General features: G+C 37.2%; 18 protein-coding genes. All 18 read left to right on the forward strand.

What is annotated here, in order from left to right:
• The 18 genes from nrfD to BLR60_RS07735 all read left to right on the forward strand — a co-directional run bounded on the left by nrfD (position 1) and on the right by BLR60_RS07735 (position 20,936).
• Positions 1-1,473: an NrfD/PsrC family molybdoenzyme membrane anchor subunit gene (gene nrfD, locus BLR60_RS07650; protein WP_090498413.1), complete on the forward strand. Its 1,473-nt coding sequence runs from the start codon at positions 1-3 to the stop codon at positions 1,471-1,473.
• 2 nt (positions 1,474-1,475) lie between these two features.
• Positions 1,476-2,012 carry a DUF3341 domain-containing protein gene (locus BLR60_RS07655; RefSeq protein ID WP_090498415.1) on the forward strand — a complete coding sequence of 179 codons (537 nt, stop codon included), beginning with the start codon at positions 1,476-1,478 and terminating at the stop codon, positions 2,010-2,012.
• A complete protein-coding gene (locus BLR60_RS07660; RefSeq protein WP_090498417.1) occupies positions 1,984-2,589 on the forward strand; it encodes a c-type cytochrome in 606 nt (201 codons plus the stop codon). Before BLR60_RS07655 ends, BLR60_RS07660 begins: the two co-directional genes overlap by 29 nt.
• Positions 2,590-2,603: 14 nt before the next feature.
• Positions 2,604-3,827, forward strand: coding sequence for a quinol:cytochrome C oxidoreductase (locus BLR60_RS07665; RefSeq protein ID WP_090498420.1), 1,224 nt, complete (start codon positions 2,604-2,606; stop codon positions 3,825-3,827).
• Positions 3,828-3,896: 69 nt separating this feature from the next.
• Positions 3,897-5,129 (forward strand): cytochrome c oxidase subunit II, encoded by a 1,233-nt coding sequence (locus tag BLR60_RS07670; RefSeq protein ID WP_090498422.1) that lies wholly within the window; start codon positions 3,897-3,899, stop codon positions 5,127-5,129.
• A gap of 23 nt (positions 5,130-5,152) precedes the next feature.
• Positions 5,153-7,033 carry a cytochrome c oxidase subunit I gene (locus tag BLR60_RS07675; protein ID WP_208600593.1) on the forward strand — a complete coding sequence of 627 codons (1,881 nt, stop codon included), beginning with the start codon at positions 5,153-5,155 and terminating at the stop codon, positions 7,031-7,033.
• A gap of 83 nt (positions 7,034-7,116) precedes the next feature.
• Positions 7,117-8,175 carry a COX15/CtaA family protein gene (locus tag BLR60_RS07680; protein WP_090498426.1) on the forward strand — a complete coding sequence of 353 codons (1,059 nt, stop codon included), beginning with the start codon at positions 7,117-7,119 and terminating at the stop codon, positions 8,173-8,175.
• Positions 8,176-8,187: 12 nt separating this feature from the next.
• Entirely contained in the window at positions 8,188-9,096 is a 909-nt protein-coding gene (cyoE, locus tag BLR60_RS07685; protein WP_090498428.1) for a heme o synthase, read from the forward strand.
• 15 nt (positions 9,097-9,111) lie between these two features.
• Entirely contained in the window at positions 9,112-9,678 is a 567-nt protein-coding gene (locus tag BLR60_RS07690) for a cytochrome c oxidase subunit 3 (protein WP_090498431.1), read from the forward strand.
• Between the two features lie 31 nt (positions 9,679-9,709).
• Positions 9,710-10,417 carry a cytochrome c oxidase subunit 3 gene (locus BLR60_RS07695; RefSeq protein ID WP_090498432.1) on the forward strand — a complete coding sequence of 236 codons (708 nt, stop codon included), beginning with the start codon at positions 9,710-9,712 and terminating at the stop codon, positions 10,415-10,417.
• A gap of 25 nt (positions 10,418-10,442) precedes the next feature.
• Positions 10,443-10,796, forward strand: coding sequence for a cytochrome C oxidase subunit IV family protein (locus BLR60_RS07700; protein WP_090498434.1), 354 nt, complete (start codon positions 10,443-10,445; stop codon positions 10,794-10,796).
• Entirely contained in the window at positions 10,796-11,491 is a 696-nt protein-coding gene (locus tag BLR60_RS07705; RefSeq protein WP_090498435.1) for an SCO family protein, read from the forward strand. The genes BLR60_RS07700 and BLR60_RS07705 overlap by 1 nt, the downstream gene beginning before the upstream one ends.
• A gap of 69 nt (positions 11,492-11,560) precedes the next feature.
• Entirely contained in the window at positions 11,561-12,103 is a 543-nt protein-coding gene (locus BLR60_RS07710; protein WP_090498437.1) for a DUF420 domain-containing protein, read from the forward strand.
• 184 nt (positions 12,104-12,287) lie between these two features.
• Complete coding sequence (locus tag BLR60_RS07715; RefSeq protein ID WP_090498439.1) at positions 12,288-12,887, forward strand: RNA polymerase sigma-70 factor; 600 nt, start codon at positions 12,288-12,290, stop codon at positions 12,885-12,887.
• Positions 12,888-12,948: 61 nt separating this feature from the next.
• Complete coding sequence (locus BLR60_RS07720; protein WP_090498441.1) at positions 12,949-14,109, forward strand: FecR family protein; 1,161 nt, start codon at positions 12,949-12,951, stop codon at positions 14,107-14,109.
• A gap of 339 nt (positions 14,110-14,448) precedes the next feature.
• The gene (locus BLR60_RS07725) at positions 14,449-18,057 is read left to right on the forward strand and encodes a SusC/RagA family TonB-linked outer membrane protein (protein ID WP_090498443.1); all 3,609 of its coding nucleotides are present in this window, start codon (positions 14,449-14,451) and stop codon (positions 18,055-18,057) included.
• Positions 18,058-18,067: 10 nt separating this feature from the next.
• On the forward strand, positions 18,068-19,561 hold the full coding sequence (locus BLR60_RS07730; RefSeq protein WP_090498445.1) for a RagB/SusD family nutrient uptake outer membrane protein: 1,494 nt from the start codon (positions 18,068-18,070) through the stop codon (positions 19,559-19,561).
• Between the two features lie 10 nt (positions 19,562-19,571).
• Complete coding sequence (locus BLR60_RS07735) at positions 19,572-20,936, forward strand: substrate import-associated zinc metallohydrolase lipoprotein (RefSeq protein WP_090498447.1); 1,365 nt, start codon at positions 19,572-19,574, stop codon at positions 20,934-20,936.
• The last annotated feature ends 25 nt before the right edge of the window (positions 20,937-20,961 follow it).

The following is a 20,961-nucleotide window of genomic DNA, read 5'->3' on the forward strand; positions in this document are numbered from 1 at the left end:
ATGTCAGGACATAACGAATCAATACTTAGAGAACCATTAATTACCGGCGATAACATCACGTATGCAAAAATTACGGATGATATTTTAAGCCCGGTAGAAAACAAGCCGAACAAGGCTTGGTGGATTGGTTTCATCGTTGCCTCATTAGGTGCTTTACTTTGGGTAGTAGCAGTAAGCTACACTTTCTGGAATGGTATCGGTGCTTGGGGTTTAAATAAAACAGTTGGTTGGGCTTGGGATATCACCGGTTTCGTATGGTGGGTAGGTATTGGTCACGCTGGAACGTTAATTTCAGCAGTACTATTACTCTTCCGTCAGAACTGGCGTAACTCCATCAACCGTTCGGCAGAGGCGATGACCATTTTCGCCGTTATCTGTGCCGCAACTTATGTTGTATCTCACATGGGCCGTCCTTGGTTAGCTTATTGGGTTTTACCTTTACCAAACCAGTTTGGATCACTTTGGGTAAACTTTAATTCACCATTGGTATGGGATATGTTTGCAATCTCCACTTATTTCTCTGTATCATTATTATTCTGGTACACAGGTTTATTACCAGATATTGCTACCATCCGCGACCGTGCAGTAGGTACACGCAGAAAAATTTATTCTATCTTTTCTTTTGGATGGAGTGGAAGTGTTAAAACCTGGCAACGTTTCGAAGCCGTTTCGTTAATCTTGGCCGGTATTTCTACACCACTTGTACTTTCGGTACACACCATTGTATCAATGGACTTTGCAACATCAGTAATTCCGGGATGGCACACGACCATCTTCCCGCCATATTTCGTGGCAGGTGCGATTTTCTCAGGATTTGCGATGGTATTAACCTTATTATTGGTTGCACGTAAAGTATTGGGCTTAGAAAACTACATCACCATGTTCCACATCGAGTCGATGAATAAAATCATCATCTTAACCGGATCGATAGTAGGTGTAGCTTATTTAACTGAGTTCTTTATTGCATGGTATTCAGGTTCAGAGTACGAGCAGTATGCATTTATCAATAGGTCTACTGGTCCTTACTGGTGGTCTTACTGGATGATGATGACTTGTAACGTAATTTCTCCACAGCTATTATGGTTCAAAAAGATCCGTTTAAGCATCAAAGCTACCTGGATTTTATCAATCGTGGTAAACGTGGGTATGTGGTTTGAGCGTTTCGTAATTATCGTTACTTCATTACACCGCGATTATATTCCATCAAGCTGGGCCATGTTCTACCCAACATGGGTTGATATCAGTGTATTCGTAGGTTCAATCGGTCTGTTCTTTACTTTATTCTTATTATTTTTAAGGGTATTGCCATCAATCGCTATTGCAGAGGTTAAATTATTATTGAAATCTGCAAGTGAGCAAGCTAAAATGAAACAAATTAAAGAAGGGCATGAGAATAAAGAATATGTAACTGAGTACATAGAGTCTTTAGAGAAATTTGATAGTGTTAAACAAGAAGATTACGCAAAAATATAACAATGAGTGATATCAAATATATTTTAGGCAGCTTTGGCGATCCTGACGAAATGATGCATGGCATCGAAAAGCTTCAGGAAAATAACATCAGCATTTATGATGTATATACACCCATGCCTATACACGGAATAGAAGCCAAATTAGGAATTAAAAGATCTAGAATCGATATCGCAGCATTTTGCTTTGGTATTACTGGTACTTGCTGTGCATTCGCTTTGATTTATTTCTGCGCAGTAATCGATTGGAGAGTAAACATAGGTGGTAAACCATCATTTGCATTGCCGGATTTTATTCCGATAATGTTCGAGCTTACAGTATTATTCTGTGCTTTCGGTATGGTGTTAACTTATTATGCATCTACTCACTTATTTCCAGGAAGAGCACCAAGAGTGATGGACTTACGTGCTACTGATGATCGTTTTGTGATTGCAGTTGATGCAAAAGACAATGTAGAACATACTGTAATTGATGGATTATTAAAAGATGCAGGTGCTTTAGAAATAAAGTATAATGAAAGGAAGTACATTAGCTATGAATAAGAATAAATTTGTTTACACAGCGTTTTTAGCTATCGCTTTTGCAGCTACCTTTTCTGCTTGTAAAGATAAACGCAGTACGGGCTTGGAATATGCCAGAAATATGTATGATCCGATTGCTTACAATCCGGATCAGCCAAATAAAAATTTTAAGGATGGTAAAACAGCACAGTTACCTCCTGCACATACTAAACCAGTAGGTTTTACCGAATATGACGAATATCCTAACACAAAAGAAGGATACGAGGCAGCTGGAGTAAGTATGGTAAACCCTTTACCAGTTGATACTGTTAATTTGGCTCAGGGTAAACACTTATTTACCGTATTCTGTAGCCCTTGCCACGGAGAAAAAGGCGATGGACAGGGACACTTAGTAAAAATTGAGAAATTTAGTGGGGTACCTGCTTATCAAACAGGTTCATCATCCAGAGGTGGTAACATGGTTGATCTTACCGCAGGTAAAATCTACCACACCATTACATACGGTGTAAATAACATGGGCTCGCATGCTTCGCAAATCTCACCAACAGATCGTTGGAAAGTGGTGATGTATGTTCAACAATTACAAAAAGGACAATAGTAAAGCAAATATAAATGGGAACTCACAATATTAATTTTAGTGAACAGTTTGAGTTTACAGGTAAAGTAAAAACATTAAGCATTGTTGGTATCGTTATCGGTATTGCGGCTGTGTTGTTCGGTTTCTTGGCCGGCGATAAAGTAATGCATGAACGTACTTTTGCTAACCTGTTGCTTATGGCATATTACTTTGCATGCGTTTGTATGTCTGGTACATTTTTCCTGGCTGTTCAATACGTAGCTCAGGCAGGTTGGTCTGCATCAATTTTACGTGTACCTCAGGCTATGGCAAAAACTTTGCCTATAGCTGCTGTTATACTTGTTTTAGTTATTTCAGCCGGTTTATACACACATAATTTATATCATCACTGGCATGCTGATGGATTAACAGATCCAAACAGCCCTAATTATGATTCTTTAATTGCCGGTAAATCAGTTTTCTTAAATGTACCTTTTTTCTTAGGTCGCCAGGTGGTGTTCTTAGGTATCTACAGTATATTTTCGATCATGTTTGTTAAGTTTTCTTATAACGAAGATTTAGCAGGTGGTTTAAATTCATATAGAAAAAGCTTTAAAAACGCTTGTATCTTCCTGGTAATTTATGGTTTTACTACACCAGTATTTGCTTTTGATACCATCATGTCTTTAGAAGCACACTGGTTCTCTACGATGTTTGGCTGGTATAACTTCGCGGCAATGTGGGTAAGTAGTTTAGCTACTATCGCGATTATCCTCATCTTATTAAGAAGAGCAGGTTATATGCAATGGGTTAACAATAGCCACTTGCATAACTTAGGCCAGTTTATTTTTGGTTTTTCTATCTTCTGGACTTATGTATGGTTTGCTCAATTCTTGTTGATCTACTATGCAAATATGCCTGAAGAGACTGTATATTTCTACAAACGCTTTGAATACTATAAATTCTGGTTTTTCTTAAACCTTGCCATGAATTTCTTAGCGCCGGTATTATTATTAATGGATAGAGATAACAAAAGAACCGATGCAAAATTATTATTCGTTTCTATCGTGGTATTATTAGGTCATTGGGTAGATTATTACCAAATGATTATGCCGGGTGCAGTAGAAGACGGTCATAATGGTTTTGGAATTGTAGAGATCGGTATTGCATTAGGTTTCGTTGGATTGTTTACCTTTACGGTTTTAACATCATTGAGCAAAAAACCTTTAATTGCAAAGAATCACCCATTATTACAAGAAAGTTTGCATCATCAGCTTTAGTGGTGATAAGATAGAGCAAATATTTAATTATTATTATAATTAGCAGTACAGCGTACTACTTTTAAGAAAATGAGTTTAAGAAAGTTTATAACGAATAAAACGACCGCAGCTTTAGCAGTATTGATTACTGCTTTTGCAAACACTAGCGTATTTGCGCAAGATGCAGCGGCAGGTGCTGCCGCGGCACCGAAAGTTGATATGGGCGAGGTTTATAAATCGGTAATATTTTATATTCTGGTTTTCCTTGCAGTATGCTTATTTATTGCCATTATTGGTAAGGCATTAAAAGTATATGAGTTAAGCCGCGAAGCACAAGGTAAATCTGTTGGCATCAATTGGAACAGGGTACACGCAAGTTTATTTGCGCTGTTTTTAGTGATCGGTTTATATGGGGTATATTGGGAATATACAGTACATGGATCAATGTTACTTCCTGATGCAGCATCTGAGCACGGAAAGAAAATTGATAGAATGTTTAATTTAACATTGATCATTACCACAATTGTATTTGTAGCTACACATATTCTCTTGTTCGGATTTTCTTATATCTATAAATATTCTGCTAAAAGAAAAGCTTACTACTACCCACACAATAATACCATCGAAAAAATCTGGACAATTGTTCCAGCTTTAGTGTTAACTGTTTTGGTTTTAATGGGTTTCTTAACCTGGAGATCTATTTTCTTTAAAGTTGAAGATCCAAATAATAAGCCATTACAAATTGAAGTTACTTCTGAGCAGTTTAAATGGTCTATCCGTTATCCTGGAGCTGATGGAATAGTGGGTAACAAAAATTACAAGTTAACTACAGCTTCTAATACCTTAGGTATTGATTTTAAAGATGTCAACTCTCGTGATGATGAAATGGCAGATGAGATGGTGCTTCCTGTAGGAAAACCGGTTAAACTTATTTTAACCAGTAAAGATGTAATTCACAGTTTTTATATGCCACATTTCAGGGTACAGTTAAATACCGTACCAGGTATGAGAACGATTTTTGAGTTTACACCTACAAAAACTACTGCAGAAATGCAGCAAGAAACTAACGATCCTAACTTTAAGTATCTTTTTTATTGTGCCAAAATTTGTGGATCAGGTCATTACAACATGCAAAAAGTTGTTCGTGTAGTATCAGATGCTGAATACAAAAGCTGGATTGCAGAACAGAAAACATACTTAAATGACGATTTAAGAAAACAATTTAATTTGCCAGTGGCACCTGCACCTGAAAAATCAGTAGCAGATTCAACAGCTAAAGATACCGCAGCTGTAAAAACTAACCAAGTGGCTTTAAATAAATAATATTAAGCAGGAGCGAACGAATTATGTCAACAATAGCATTACACGACGAACACAATCACGATCACGCTGATCATGGGCATCATAAAGAGACTTTGATTTCAAAGTATATCTTTAGTATGGATCATAAAATGATTGCCAAGCAATTTTTAATTACCGGTATTATTATGGCGGTAATTGCAATGGGCTTATCAATTTTATTCCGTATTCAATTGGCCTGGCCAGATCAGAACTTCCCTTTCTTAGAAACTTTCTTAGGTAAATGGGCTGAAGGCGGTCGTATTAAACCCGATTTTTACCTGGCTTTGGTTACCATTCACGGTACCATTATGGTATTCTTTGTACTAACCGCTGGTTTAAGTGGTACATTTAGTAACTTACTGATACCTCTTCAGATAGGAGCAAGAGATATGGCTTCGCCTTTCTTAAACATGCTTTCATACTGGTTCTTCTTTATGGCTTGTGTGATCATGATGTCATCATTCTTTATCCAAACAGGACCAGCATCAGGCGGTTGGACGGTTTATCCACCACTATCTGTGGTAGCTAAGGCCATGCCAGGTTCAGGTTTAGGTATGACTTTGTGGTTAATTAGTATGGTACTTTTCGTAGCTTCATCTTTAATGGGTGGTATCAACTATGTAAGTACAATTTTAAATATGCGTACCAAAGGTATGGACCTTTGGAAAATGCCATTAACCATTTGGGCTTTCTTCTTAACCGCAATTTTAGGTATCTTATCTTTCCCTGTTCTTGTAGCTGGTGTAGTGTTAATGGTATTTGACCGCAGTTTTGGAACAAGTTTTTACTTATCAGATATCGTGATGGGTACTGATATTTTACCAAATGAAGGTGGTTCACCAATTTTATGGCAACATTTATTTTGGTTCTTAGGTCACCCTGAGGTTTATATCGTAATTATGCCAGCATTGGGTATCTCATCTGAGGTTATTTCTGTAAACGCACGTAAACCGATCTTTGGTTACCATGCAATGGTTTACTCTCTAATTGGTATTACCGTATTATCATTCATCGTTTGGGGTCACCACATGTTTGTAACGGGTATGAACCCATTGTTGGGGGGGGTATTTATGATTACTACCTTGATTATTGCGGTACCATCTGCAGTAAAAACATTTAACTATTTGGCTACATTATGGAGAGGTAATATCCGTTTCACTCCGGCAATGTTATTCGCTATCGGTTTAGTTTCATTCTTTATCTCTGGTGGTTTAACCGGTATCTTCTTAGGAAATGCTTCTTTGGATATCAACTTACATGATACCTATTTTGTAGTTGCCCACTTCCACCTTGTAATGGGATCTGCAGCCATATTCGGTATGCTTGCAGGTGTGTATCACTGGTTCCCTAGGATGTTCGGTAAAATGATGAATGCTAAATTGGGATATTTACACTTCTGGTTAACTTTCATAGCAGCTTACCTGGTATTCTTCCCGCTTCACTTCTTAGGTTTGGATGGTGTACCTCGTCGTTACTATGCATTTACTGAGTTTGAGTTTATGAAAAAATGGTTAACCGTTAACGTATTTGTAACATGGGCAGCTATTATGGCCGCACTTGCTCAGGTAGCGTTCTTGTTCAACTTCTTCTACTCCATCTTTAAAGGAAAAGTAGCTCCTCAAAATCCATGGGAATCTAATACGTTAGAATGGACTGCACCTGTTGAACACCTGCATGGTAACTGGCCGGGAGAAATCCCAACAGTATACAGATGGCCGTACGATTACAGCAAGCCTGGACATGATGCAGACTTTATTCCTCAAACTGTTCCTTTCTCTCAAACGATGAGCTCTAATTTACCTCACGATTTTGAAGGAAATGCGGAAGCAGAAAAAATTCAGCAAGATTGGGAACTAGCTAATCCTGTTACAGAAAACAAAGGCTAGTTTAAAGCTTAAAATAAAATTTTAAAAGGGGTATCTGATTAAGTTTCTGCTTATCCGGATACCCTTTTCATCTTGATAGATATATGGTCAGCAGATCAGAACAGCGTTTCATTAGAATTAATCTTATAACCATCATAGTTACACTATTGGTTATACTTGCCGGGGGTATTGTTCGCAGTACAGGATCTGGCATGGGCTGTCCGGATTGGCCAAAATGTTTCGACCGTTATATTCCGCCAACCGATGTATCGCAACTTCCGGCCAACTATAAAGAGAAGTACGTGGCCGGAAGGTTAAAGAAGAATGAAAAATTTGCTAAATACTTGGAAAGTATGGGTAAAGTAGCCCTTGCAGATAGTATCAGGCACGATAAAAGCATTACTATACCAGAGGAGTTTAATCCAGGCAAAACCTGGACCGAATACCTGAACCGATTAGCCGGAGTAGCTGCTGGAATCTTTTTATTGCTTACTGCCATTTATTCTTTTAACTATCGGAAAACTGCTAAACGAATCATCGTGTTAAGCATAATCAATATTTTCGTGGTAGGTTATCAAGCGTGGCTGGGATCTATAGTGGTGTCAACCAATCTGGCACAATGGGTGGTAACCGTACATATGCTTCTGGCACTGGTTATTTTGGCTATATCTATCTATACATACAATTACGCAAAACAGCTTAACAAAGCGCCTTCGGTAATTATGTATAAAATATTGTGGCTAAAAGGATTTTTGTTTTTTACACTAGTGGTAAGTATAGCGCAGATTATTTTGGGTACCGAAGTAAGGGAAGCCATTGATATAATTGCAAAATCTTTAGCTTATAGCGCAAAAGCAACATGGATTTCGAAGGTTGGTAGTATTTTTTCTTATCACCGTGATTTAGCAATTTTGGTAATTATTACGAATGGTATAGTTTATAAAATGGTTATCGACCGTTTTAGTGGTAAGGCCGCGCCATTACTAACAGCCAAGTTTATTTTAGTTACGCTTTTTATCCAGTTATTAAGTGGTATAGCTTTAGCATACATTGCTTTTCCACCAGCAGCGCAGGCATTGCATATTTTATTTTCCACGCTGTTGTTTAGTTTACAGTTTTACCTGTACTTGTTGGTTTACAGAACAAGTACATATAAACAATAATATTTAAGAAAATTGAAGCAATATCTTTCAGATTTTTCTAAACTTATCAAATTCAGGTTATCGTTTACGGTAGTGTTTTCGGCATCGATCTCTTTTTTGATCGGGCAGAAAATGCAGGTAGGCAGAGGCCATATCCCTAGCATAGATTGGGGAAATTGGTTAATCCTGATCGCCGGTGGATTTTTAGTTACTGCGGCTGCAAACTGCTTTAACGAGATTATTGAAAAAGATCTGGATAAATTAATGTCGAGGACTAAAGACCGCCCCATGCCAGGTGGAAGAATGACTACCGGGCAGGGGTTAATTTTGGGTGTTTTCATGGCATTTTCGGGTACCTGGTTATTAGGGCATTTAAATCTGGAAACAGGTTTACTATCGGTTTTTTCAATTTTGCTATACGCTTTTGCCTATACACCATTAAAGAGAAAATCGCCAATTGCAGTTTTTGTAGGTGCAATTCCGGGGGCTTTACCGCCACTTATCGGTTATTTGGCTGCTTTTGGTAGTTTAAAAGCCGAGATGTTCCATGAAATTGATTATTACATTGCTGTAATTTTGTTTTTAATCCAGTTTGTATGGCAGTTCCCTCACTTCTGGGCAATTGCCTGGGTTTTGGATGATGATTACAAGAAAGCTGGTTTTAGATTATTGCCTACCAAAAAAAGAGATAAAACATCGGCACTCTTAACTTTTTTAAGTACGCTGATTTTAATTCCGGTAAGTTTATTGCCAACCATTTATGGTTTTGGCGGTTATTACATTGCAGGTTTATCTTTAATCGCCGGAGTTATTTTTAGCTGGCTGGCTTTTAAACTTTTAATGAGCAGAGAACTGGCAGATGCCAAAAAAGTAATGTTCTGTTCGTTTTTTTACATCCCGGCTGTACAGTTGGGGTTATTATTAAATTTTATAGCAAAATAATTTATGGTGCTAACAATGGAAAAGATGCAGGATACGTTTGACCCAAAACCACGAAAATTTATCGTTTGGTTATTTGTCGTATCATCAACAATCATGTTTGGAGGTTTTACCAGTTATTATCTGGTATTTGCAGCCTCAAAAGGAAAGGGACACGGGTTAGTGTTACCGGATGCTTTTATTTACTCTAGTTTGGTTATTTTGGCCAGCAGTATCACTTTGGTGTTAGCTTCGAGGGCTTTAAAGAAACTTAATTTCAGCTTACAGCGCAACATGCTCTGGATAACCGTGATATTGGCTGTTGCATTCGGTGTAATGCAGTTTAATGCCTGGGGAAGTATGGTGAGAACCGGAGCTACTTTGGTAGGAAACAATGCCGCAATATCATTTATCTACGTGGTGTCTGGCATGCACCTTTTGCACATTATTGCAGGAGTTGGCCTAATTATTAGTGCTTTAGCTGGTAGCTATAAAAGCCTGCCTGTTGCCAAAGTGCAATACAGAATGGAAATCGCTTCTATTTTTTGGCATTTTATAGATATATTATGGATATATCTGTATGTTTTTTTACTTTTGAACCGTTAAATTTGTTAACAAACTATTATACTATTTCCAAATGAATGCAGTATCACAATTAGATCAAGTTAAAACCGGGCCATGGAATGGTGGTCGTTCTCCGTGGTCGGTAGAATATGGTAAAATCATGATGTGGTTTTTCCTATTATCAGATGCTTTTACTTTTTCATCATTATTGATCTACTACGGCGCTCAGCGTTTTTCGAAATTGACATGGCCAGATCCAGATTTGGTTTTCCAATCTATCCCAGGTATTAAAGATACAGGTGCACCATTAGTATTTGTGGGTATCATGACTTTTATCCTGATCTTAAGTTCTGTAACCATGGTTATGGCAGTTGAGGCCGGACACCGTCGTGCTAAAAAAGAAGTAATAGGATGGCTTGTAGCTACCATTATCTTTGGTTTTATGTTTTTGGGCTGCCAGGCTTTAGAATGGAGTCACTTGCACCATGAAGGTTTCTGGTGGGGAGCTATTCCATCGGCTGAAGAGTTGAAACATTTATTTGATGGACCAGTTTCTCTAGTTGCTGCACAACAATTCGCAAACTTATTCTTTACTATTACCGGTTTCCATGGTTTCCACGTATTTAGTGGGGTGATGATTAACGTGATTATCTTGATCATGACAATTAACGGAACCTTCGAAAAAAGAGGCCATTATTTAATGGTTGAGAAAGTTGGTTTATACTGGCACTTTGTAGATTTAGTATGGGTGTTTGTATTTACGTTCTTCTATTTGGTTTAATTTTCAATTTATAAAAATATTTAACATGTCACAACATTCGCATTTAGAAGAAGGACACGAGCATGGCGAACATGCTGGAATGGATAAAGCAAAAATCTGGAAAGTAGCAGGTATTTTAACTTTAATTACCGCAATTGAATTTATCATAGCATTATGGGCTATCCCGGGTGGACATATTCCACAGCATGTAGGTAACTATATCTATATTGCGTTAACTTTGGTAAAAGCATTTTATATTGTGGCCTATTTCATGCACTTAAAGTTTGAAAAATTAGGCTTACAGTTAGCCCTTACAGTATCGTTTATTTTCATTATCTACTTTATTGTTTTAATGCTGATTGAAGGTGGGTTCTTAAACATCCACATGATGAACCATTAATGAAAAGAAACCCGATAAAAAAGGTATTAATCCTGGTAAGCATTTTAGCTATACCGGGATTTTTGTTTTTTTACTTATTGCCACACTTTGCCAAAAACAGGTATAAGAGTTTACCCATCTTCGGCGAGAAAATTGTAGCCGCCACGTTTCATAGTGTAAAGGGAAAGAAAATTCCAGATACTATTTATCATTTGGTTCCTGATTTTAAACTCATCAATCAGCATAGCGATACCATTAGCTGGAAGTCATTTGAAAACAAAATTGTAGTCTTAAATTTATTCCAAACAGGAGCCAGGAGCCAGCAGGCAATTAAATACATCAAACAGCTATCTGACGGCTATGAGCAAAAGCCTTTGGTTAAATTTTTAAGCCTGTCTGTAGATCCGGCTGATGTAAATAAGCTTAAAGATTTTGCCGCCAACTTCGACGCAAAAGAAGGTAAATGGGATTTTTTAGCGGGTGATACTGCACAAACTTATCCATTAATCAGGCGAGGTTTATTGCTTGATGTAGTAGCGAATGATACCAGCGGAAAAAGCAATTTCATATTTAGCAATAAAATAGTGCTGATCGATAATTTACACCGTATACGCGGTATTTATGATGCCGACGATGCAGGAGCAAACGCTAAGTTAGAAGATGAAATAAAAGTACTTATTGCCGAATATTTAAGGAACGTTAAAGACGGTAGATAGCTTAGTCTGCAGTCCGAAGTCTCTAGTCGGGTTTAAAACAACATCATAATTATAAAAGATTTAATACTCATGGAAAATAGTCCGATCGAGAAAAAATATAGCAAGTGGATCATAATTCTCTCCATTTTCATTCCTGTGGCTGTAGCTTTTTTATTCGTAGTAAAGCTAAAAGATTTAGGTATTGATGCACCAACCTTACCATTTTTACCGCCTATATATGCTACCATCAACGGCATTACCGCTATATTATTGGTTGTTGCAGTTTGGGCAATAAAGAATGGAAAAATACAATTGCACCAAAATTTAATGAAAACAGCCATAGGTTGCTCTTTATTGTTTCTGGTAATGTACATCGCCTACCATATGACCACACCTTCAACTAAGTTTGGAGGGGATGGAGCGATAAAATATGTCTATTTTTTTATTTTGTTAACGCATATTTTATTGTCCATTGCCATTATTCCTTTGGTTTTGGTTACTTACGTGAGGGCTTTAGCTGAACGTTTCGATCGTCACAGAAAAATTGCACGTATCACATTCCCATTATGGCTTTATGTTGCTATAACAGGTGTAGTGGTTTATCTGATGATTTCGCCATATTATCAGTATTAAAAAAACCCTGTTCGGAAGATAATTTAAAAGCTTTACACTAAAAATGTAGGGCTTTTTTAGTTTCATAAATTCCGATTTCCACAACTATTTGTTTTAACCCATTTTTTTTGCCACTTTTATGTATATTATATCACACAGAGAAATACTTATAAAATTGTAAGTGAGCGGGCAGATTGACTAATTTATGGCGCCAGGAAGGATAGCAGATGAACGTAGACTTATAGAGAAAATCGTGGAGGGAGACGAACAGGCATTTTCTGTTTTGTTCTTCAAATACCTTCCTGTGCTACACATTTTTGCTTCCAAATTTACAAAATCTGATGATGCTGCCGAGGAAATTATTCAGGATGCATTTTTAAGAGTCTGGCTAAATCGTGATAAACTTGCAGAAGTGGAGCATGTGAAAGCCTATCTGTATAAATATGTTTCTAATGAATGTTTAAGTTACCTGCGTAAAAAATTAAAAGAAGACCGTGTGGTTGATGTATTTACTGCCAAACAGCAAAATAGTCATAATAATACGCTGGAAACTATTAATTTAAATGAAGTAACCAGAATTATTGCCGTTGCAGTAGATAAATTGCCTGAGCAAAGAAAAAATATATATCAATTAAGCAGGCGTGATGGTAAAACCATTCCGGAAATTGCCGAAATACTTAATGTTTCTCCCAATACAGTTAAAAATGCGCTCGTAATTGCCTTAAAATCGATCCGTGTACATCTGGATCAGCATGGAATAGTATTCTTTTTTCCAATTGTTTTTTTCTTTTTGAAAATAAAATAAAAAAAAATAATTTTTCGATAGTCCTAATTTTCTTTTGCTGCTTCTTAATATCAGAATCTTTATGGAAGACCGCATACACTATCTATTACAACAGTTTACTGCTAAGACTTTAAGTCAGGCCGAAAGGGAAGAACTTTTAGTTTTGGTAGAAAATAGTACGTCATTGCTTTCTGATGAAATCATTAAAATGATTATCGCAGAAGAAGAACAAGCCGTTAATGTTGTCGAGGAAAAATGGAGTCCGGTTCTTCATAAAATTTTAGCGGTAGATAAACCAAGACGTTCGCCTAAGCGTATTTTAATGAATAGCCTAAAATGGGCTGCCGCTGCTGTTGTATTTGTTGCATTTTCTTTAACGGCATACCTTTCTCTACATAAGAAGAAAGAACATGTTTTTACTGCAGACATTGCCCCGGGAAAAAATAAAGCAATTCTTACCCTGGCTAATGGAAGAAAAATTTCACTTTCAGATGCGATGAAAGGCGATGTAGCCAAAGAAGCTGGTTTCTCTATCACTAAAACTAACGATGGTCAGTTGGTTTACAAAATTGCTGAATCTGAAAATGTAAACGATGACAGATTAAATACCATTTCTACCCCAAATGGAGGTGAGTGGCAAATCAGGTTGCCAGATGGTTCTACAGTTTGGTTAAATGCTGCGTCTTCAATTCAATATGCATTAAATATTTGTACTGCCAGGCAGCGTGTGGTTAAATTGGATGGAGAGGCTTATTTTGAAGTAGCGAAAAATGCAACACATCCCTTTATTGTAGAAACCGCTAAACAGGCGGTTGAGGTATTGGGTACGCACTTTAACATTAATAGCTATAACGATGAAAAGGTAACTAAAACTACGTTGTTGGAAGGAAGTGTGCGTGTTACTCATAAAAATACCAATGAGAGCGAAGTACTTAAACCAGGGGAACAATCGTTTGTAACCCTTTCGGGTATGGATGTAAAAGAAGTAGATGTTGATGAAGCAATCGCTTGGAAAAAGGGCTATTTCATGTTTAACAACGAAAAGCAGGAAAGCATTTTACGTAAACTAGCGCGCTGGTATAATGTAGAAATAGAATATGCCGATCCTGCAGCAAAAGATGTAATGTATTATGGAACGGTGAGCCGTTTCGAAAAAATATCAAAAGTGCTTAGAAAATTTGAGCAGACTGGCGAAGTGCGCTTTGATATTAAAGACAATAAAGTAATTGTCTATAAAGAATAACGGGAAAAAGATGAAGAAGTAACTAACCTTTATCTATAAAAAAGAAACAACTAATTAATCAACCATAACCTAACAACCATGAATAAACTTCGACAATACTCCTGACGATCCAAAGTTGAATGCATAAAAAAGGAGTGCTTCTAACACCCCTTTTATATCTGTTTAGCTATTCCGTAAACCGGAATCGATTAAAAATCAATTATTTCTTGGATAACCCGCGAAACGCTTTTTAGCGTCCAAACTTCATTGCGCTTCGCACAAAAAACAGACTATTAAATGTACAAAATTTATATTGAAATTTTATGTACGCATCGACGCTACATACCTAAATTGCTACTCATGATGAAGTTAATTACGGTTGTTCTGCTGGCCTCGTTAATGCAGGTAAGTGCAGCTTCATTCGGACAATTGGTTACATGGAAAGAAAAAAATGTAACATTAGAAAAAGTTTTTAAAGAGATAAGAAGACAATCGGGCTATGATGTGCTTTTATCTACCAATAAAATTAAAACTTCAACCACTTTGAATGTTGATTTTAACAACTCAACAATTGAAGAGGTCATGAACAAAATTGTTTCGGGAGGAAATCTCAGCTATGCGATTGAGGATAAAACGATCCTGATTACATTAAAAGAAAAATCGGTATTTGATAAGGTGATGAGCTATTTTGTTGCCGTAAAGGTAACCGGAAAAGTGAGGGATAAAAACGGTGCAGCCCTACCAGGAGTAAGTGTGAGGGAAAAAGGGGTAGCTAATGCGGTATCCACCAGCGGTAATGGAGATTTCACGATCTCAGTTAAAGAAGGTGCTACCTTGGTTTTTAGTTATGTTGGCTACAAAACACTCGAACTTGAAGTGGGAACCAAAACAACGATCAATGTTGTTTTAGAGGAAGACGCTGCACAGCTTAAAGAAGTAAGCGTAGTTTCGACTGGTTATCAGGAACTGAATAAGAAACTCTTTACCGGATCAGCAACAAAATTAAAGGCTGCTGATGTACAGAGAAATGGTGTTCAGGATATCAGCCGTATGCTTGAGGGACAGGTAGCCGGTGTTTCGGTACAGAACGTATCAGGTACATTCGGTGCTGCACCAAAAATCCGTATCCGGGGGGCATCTTCGTTAAATGGAGATAATAAACCACTGTGGGTGGTTGATGGTATTATGTTGGAAGACCTGGTAAATGTTTCCAACGAGCAATTATCTAGTGGTGATGCTTCTACATTAATTGGGTCATCTGTAGCAGGATTAAACTCAGATGATATAGAAAGCTTTGAGATTTTAAGAGATGCGGCGGCTACAGCAATGTATGGCGCAAGAGCAATGAATGGCGTGGTTGTAGTAACTACCAAAAAAGGTAAAAATACTGAGGGTAAGCCAGTTGTGTCTTATTCTGGTAACTTTACAACATATTTAAAACCAAATTATAACCAGTTTGATATTATGAACTCTGCAGATCAAATGCAGGTTTATCTGGATATGGAAAATAAAGGTTGGTTGAGACATTCTGATGTATCTAAATCATCAAGCGGCGGTGTATACCGTAAAATGTATGATTCGATGTATGATTACAATGCTGCTACAGACCAATTCGCTTTGAGAAATGATGCGCCAAGCAGGTTGCAGTTTTTAAATAGATATGCCAATGCCAATACCGATTGGTTTGATGTATTGTTCCGTAACTCTTTAATGCAGGATCATTCCGTAAGCATCATGGCAGGAACGAATAAATCTAAATTTTATGCCTCTACCAGTTTCTTAAATGATAATGGCTGGACAGTTGGAGACGGTGTAAAAAGATTTACTGGAATGTTAAGAGGGAATTTTGATATAACAGACCGTCTTCAGATCGAAATCCTATCTCAGGGATCGATCCGTGATCAACGAAGCCCAGGTACTAACAATCAGGAAAATAATGAAGTATTAGGTCAGGTTGACCGTGATTTCGATATTAATCCTTTTAATTATGCCTTAAGAACCAGTAGAACGCTAACTCCGTATGATATGAATGGGAACAGAGAGTATTTTGTTCAAAATTACGCACCATTTAATATCCTGCAAGAATTAGAAAACAATAGTATTAAAACCACATTAATCGACCTGAAAATTCAGGGCGGTATCAAGTATAAAATTATCGACGGCCTTAAATATTCATTTACGGGTGCATATCGTTATGTTAAATCTGATCAGGAGCATAGTATTACCGAATACTCAAACGCAGCGAACGCCTACCGTGCTTATGGTAATAGTAATGTGATAGATAATAACAGGTTCTTGTATAGAGACCCTTCGAAGCCAGGATCTTTACCAAGCATCGTATTGCCTGAAGGAGGTTTCTATAATGTTACTTCTAACGGTTTAGTAAATTATTTCATGCGTCACGATTTAGAATATGACAAAGTATTCAATGAAGATCACTTATTCAATGTTTTAGGTGTGGTAGAAATGAGATCTAACGATAGGCAAAACCGTTTTAGTAATGGTATCGGCTATCAGTTCGATAATGGCGGGGTTCCATTTATTAATTCCGATTACTATAAGCAGGCTATTGAAGCGAATTCATACCCTTATGGAATGGGTAAAAATTATGACCGTTTCCTTTCGTACGCTTTAAAGGCAGCATATTCATATAAGGGGAGATATAGTTTTAATGCTACTGGTAGGTATGATGGTTCTAACTTATTAGGCGAATCTCCAACTGCTCGATGGCTACCTACGTGGAATGTATCGGGTGCATGGAATATTCACGAAGAAAACTTCTTTAAAAACCAAAGTATATTAAATAGAGCTACCATCAGAGCAACCTATGGCTTAACTGCAAGCACAGCCAATGCTAAAAACTCAAGCTTAATTTTGCGTAATCAAACAACGCGCAGAACTGACGATATTGATAAAGAATCATCAATTTATATTGAAGCTTTAGAAAACTCTCAGTTGACTTGGGAAAAAACGTATGATACCAACTTGGGTTTCGATATGGGCTTTTTTAAAGATCGCTTATCGCTATCAATAGATTTGTACAGACGTAATGGATTTGATTTAATCGGTCAATTTCCAACCGCAGGTATTGGAGGTCAGGGATTAAAAGATGCCAATTATGCTGATATGAAATCAAAGGGTATCGAATTTACCTTAAACGCAAGGATAATTAATCAGGATAAATTTAAATGGAGTACTAATTTAAACTTTGGCTACCACAAAGGTGAAGTGACCAGGTTAGATTATGAACCTAATATTTTTAGATTAGTTACACCTAGCGGTGGCTATAGATTGGGCTATCCGCAAAGTGGATTATTCTCCATTGTGTTTGATGGTTTAGATCATAATACAGGCGTACCGACATTTATTGATGAAAATGGTAATAGGAAAGCTACAGAGGTTTATTTTCAGAGTAACAATTTACAATATTTAAAGTACGAAGGACAGGTTGATCCTAAAATTACCGGTGGTTTTTCAAATAAATTCAGTTATGGAAATTTTAGCTTATCAGCTTTGGTTACTTTTAGTGCAGGTAATGTTGTAAGATTAAATCCTAATTTCAGTGATCGTTATACCGATCTAACCGCAACTTCTAAAGAATTCTTAAACCGCTGGACACAACCTGGCGATGAACTATTAACAGATGTGCCATCAATTGCTGACCGGTTTGTTATTGGAAATTTCGCTGGTACAGAAAAACCTTACAATGCCTATAACTACTCTACGGTTCGTGTTGCAGATGGTGGTTTTGCAAGATTGAAACAAGTAATGTTATTCTATCAGTTACCAAAAATCTGGTCATCGGCTATAGGAGCAACAAATGCTTCAATCGGTTTTGTAGGTAATAATGTATGGTTGATATATTCTGATAAAAAGTTGAACGGGCAGGATCCTGAGTTCTTTGGTTCCGGAGGGGTTGCGTTGCCAATTCCACGTCAATATACTTTATCGTTAAAGGTTGGTTTTTAGTTAATAACAAATGATGAAAACATTAAAATATTATACCCTGGCTGCTGTAATGATTATTACCGGATCCAGCTGCAAGAAATTTCTGGAAACAAGTCCGGATTTAAGAACCCAGTTAAATTCTAAAGAAAAGGTTGCCCAATTGCTAGTTTCGGCATATCCAAAGGCAGAATATCTTTCTTTTACGGAAAATTCTTCTGATAATGCCGAAGATAAAGGACCAAGGACAGATTACTCTCCTGTTTCAACAGAATTATCCTGGACTAGTGCCTATTTCTGGCGCGATTTCCAGAATGGAGTGGATGTAAGTGGTTCAACTGATGATTATTGGAATAGAACTTATCTGGCTATTGCGTCAGCTAACACTGCTTTACAATATATAGATAAACACCCTGGTGAAACCGATTTGTTGCCATACAAAGGCGAAGCACTAATGGCTAGGGCTTATGCACATTTTATGTTGGTAAGCTTGTATGCAAAAGTGTATAAACCAGGGCAGGCAAATGATTCGCCAGGAGTACCTTTTGTAACAGACCCTGAAATTGAGGTGTCTCCACAATACCAAAGAGGTACAGTTGCTGAAGTTTATGCAAAAATAGAACGCGATTTAACCGAAGGCTTGCCGTTGATTAATAATTCTGTTTATAAAACTGCGCAGAAATATCACTTTAGTCTCAATTCTGCCAACGCATTTGCAGCAAGGTTCTATCTGTTTAAAGGTGATTTCGACAAAGTAATTGAACACAGTGGAAAAGTATTGCTGGATAACACGCAAGCTAAAGGGATGTTAAGGCCATGGAACAGTACTTACCTACCTTACATTGCGGCAGCTTTAAGAACAGCATTTACACAATCGTCGCAAAATTCCAATTTGCTAATGGGTGAAGCTAATTCAGTATGGGGAAGGAATTTTTATATTAGATATGGTCTTGGGAAAGTAATTAGTAATAATATTTTGTTGGGGCCTAATATTACTGGCGGCAATTATTCATATAAACCAACACCTTATGTTGAACCTTATTACGACAGTTGTAAGTTCTTGGAACTATTTTTCGAAAGTAAAATTGGTTCAGGTTTTGGACAGCCATACATTATGGTTCCGCTATTAACTTCTGATGAGCTGATTATGAACAGGGCGGAAGCTTATGCTTCAAAAAGCCAGTATGATTTGGCATTACAGGACATCAATACTTTCTTAAGTACCAGAATTACGAACTATAACTCATCAACACATGGTATTACCCTAGCGAGAATTTCTGCTTATTATGGTATCACTGATCCTAAAGCTGGTTTAATCAAGACTATTTTAGATCTTAAAAGAGCTGAGTTTATTTCAGAGGGGCTTCGCTGGTTTGATATCATCCGTCATGATTTAACTGTTAAACATAATGTTTTAGATGAGAATGGTGCCAGTAGTACCATTGAACTTAAACCGGATGATCCGCGTAGGGTTTTCCAATTACCAATTCCTGCAACCAAAGCAGGTTTAACTCTTAATCCTAGATAAATTTATAGATATGAAAAAGACTTTTTTAAGCCTAACGCTGCTTGTAGCAGTATTGGTATCATGTAAAAAGGAGAAAGCACTTAACGTTGATATTACTAAATCAAATTTAGATACCTATGCGAAAGGTGAATTGGATAAATGGCTGGATGTACATTTTTTAAATCCATATAATATAGAAGTTTTATATCGTTTTGATCGGTATCAGGCCAGTATTGATAAGGAGATTTCGCCAGTAATTGAAGAAAATGTACAGCCGATAATGGAAGGCGTAAGTGCAGTGTTCATTAAACCCTATCTCGAAATAACAAACAAAGCTTTTCTTCTGCCTATTTTACCAAAAGAAATTGCACTGTTTGGCACAGGCGAATATTCTGATGAGCAGATTACTTTGGGTACCGCAGATGCTGGAAGACAGATTAATCTCTATGAGGTGAATCAATATAATAGAAATAGTAGATCTAGTGTATTAGGAACTTTAGACAGGCCTGCTGCATTTCATACTATGCATCATGAATTTACCCATATTCTTAACCAGAATATACCAGTTCCTCCGGCCTTCGAAGCAATTTCTTCAAATTATATTGGTTCTGCCTGGGTTGGAGCTGGTAATCCATCTTCATTGGCTAAATCGCTAGGTTTTATTACGCGTTACGCCAGAAATAATAAAGATGAAGATTTTGCTGAAATGACTTCCACGTTATTGGTGGAAGGTCAGGATGTTTTTGATGCTTACGTAAGCACTGCTACTGATCCTACAGCAATTGCCAAGTTGCGCAAGAAAGAACAGATGGTAGTTGATTATTTTAAGTCTGCTTTTGGTATCAATTTCAGAGCTTTACAAGCAAAGGTTAAGTTAGCAATGGAAACTTATGCGCCGGTAGTAATCACTCCACCTATCAGCAATTATAACGCAGGTTCTTACGGTGGATTTTTCATTGATAAAACCGCAACAAGCCAGGGTGCTGCTTATGTTACGGCATTTAATTCAACGAATACATTAACTACTGCAGGTGGATACCCAATTCAGAATATCGTTGAACTCAGTTTTTTAAATAGGGCAGTAAACAGAACTGATATGGTGCTTAAAGTGAAAACAAATACTGCTGTGGAGTTTTGGTATAATTTAAAAGGAACAATTTCTGTTTCAGGAAATACGATAAAATATGCGTTGGCAACTCCAGGTACTGCAACCCAATACTCTAATGGAACAGCATTCCAAGCCCGATTTAAACCATTATTAGATTATTTGACCACTAAAACTTTTGCGCTTAACTGGATTGATAACATTGTTCCCAATTCAAAAGATGTATCACTCGGATTTTTTGATACAGCCAACAACCAGCTTGGTTTTTATGGTACAATTATAAGAAACTAACAAATTGCATGTTTGATGGATTCAT

Origin of the sequence: Pedobacter terrae, from assembly GCF_900100705.1 — a bacterium.
In the GTDB taxonomy this organism is placed as follows: domain Bacteria; phylum Bacteroidota; class Bacteroidia; order Sphingobacteriales; family Sphingobacteriaceae; genus Pedobacter; species Pedobacter terrae.